Origin of the sequence: Parafannyhessea sp., assembly GCF_051876455.1 — a bacterium.
Lineage (GTDB): Bacteria > Actinomycetota > Coriobacteriia > Coriobacteriales > Atopobiaceae > Parafannyhessea.
This window is the reverse complement of the sequence record NZ_JBJEHW010000034.1, coordinates 1-1,274: the sequence shown is the minus strand read 5'-3', so window position 1 is coordinate 1,274 and position 1,274 is coordinate 1. Positions and strand designations below refer to the sequence as shown.

The 1,274-nt window shown below is 68.9% G+C and carries 1 protein-coding gene and 1 pseudogene; one reads left to right on the top strand and one right to left on the bottom strand.

The window, feature by feature from the left end; translation table 11 throughout:
* A pseudogene (locus ACI38Z_RS01640) lies at positions 1–539 on the bottom strand (hypothetical protein); the annotation flags it as partial.
* Between the two features lie 178 nt (positions 540–717).
* On the opposite strand from ACI38Z_RS01640, the gene ACI38Z_RS01635 reads away from it, so the two are divergent.
* Positions 718–1,274 (top strand): HAD family hydrolase (locus ACI38Z_RS01635; protein WP_439788445.1); only part of this gene is annotated, 557 nt, incomplete at its 3' end.

The window sequence follows — 1,274 nt, the reverse complement described above, 5'->3', positions numbered from 1 at the left end:
GGCTCGGGCTTCGGCTCGGGCTTGGCTGCGGGCTTCTTTGCAGCGGGCTTTGGCTCGGTCTTGACGGTGGCCTTCTCGACAGGCTTCGCCACGGGCTTCTCTGCGGCGGACTCGGGCTTTGCTTCAGGCTTCGCGGGTGCGCTCTTCTCGGCCGCTTTGGCTTGCGGCTTCTCATCCGCCTTGGGTGCGGGCTCCGGCTTGGCCGCCGCGGGCTTGGGCTCTGGCTTGGGGGCCGGCTTGGCTGCCGCGGGCTTCGGCTCCGGCTTCGGGGCGGGCGCTACCTTGGGCTCAGGCTTCGGGGCAGCTGCGACCTTGGGCTCAGGCTTCGAGGTGGCTGCGGGCTTGGGCTCAGGCTTCGGGGTGGCAGCGGTCACCGGCTTGGCCGCCGGCGCGCTTGCGGTTGGCTTGGCGGCCGGCTTTGCTGCGGGCTTGGCGGCCGACGTGGCAGGCTTGGCCGCGGGCTTTGCCGTGGTCCGCTTTCTGGCCGCCGGCTTTGAGGTTGACTTTGCTCTTGAGCTGGTCCTTTTTCTGGTGGCCATGTGCACTCTCCTCGACGTTAACCAAACGGCCCGCCGCCACAAACGCGTGCGACGGGCATGCCCTCTGCATGCCCATCCATTGTAACTTTGCGCGCTGGGTTTCTTGGGTCGTTGCGGGCAGTGTGGGCATCTGGGCGTCTGGCGGTCGGCCACCCGTGCCCGCGCTAAGCTAGGGTGCATGGACGCGATACTTTTTGACATGGATGACACCCTGTACGACCAGGCTCAGCCCCTCGCGTGCGCCGTGCGGAAGGTGGTGGGGGAGCTCCCCGGCGTGACCGCCGACGCCCTCTACAAGGCGAGCCGCAGGCACTCCGGCGAGGTGTTTGCCGCGTACGCCGCGGGCGGGCGTCCCACGGACGCCATCTACGTGCGCCGCATGCGCGATACCATGGCCGACTTTGGCGTGCAGATTGGTGACGACGTGGCCCTGCGGCTGCAGCGCGCGTACACCGCCCGCAACCCCGAGGCCATGCGCCTCTCGCCCGCGATGGTGCGCACGCTCGACCTCTGCCACGCGCATGCGCGCCAGGGCCTCGGCATCGTGACCAACGGCACGGTGGACCGCCAGATGGACAAGTGGCGCGAGCTGGGGCTTTCCAGGTGGATTCCGCGGGAGCGGGTCTACGTTTCCGACGAGCTGGGCGTGGCCAAGCCCGACCCTGCCATCTTCCTGCGCGCACTGGGCGACATGGGAGCGAGTGCGGGGGAGTCGCTCTTTGTGGGGGACTCGTA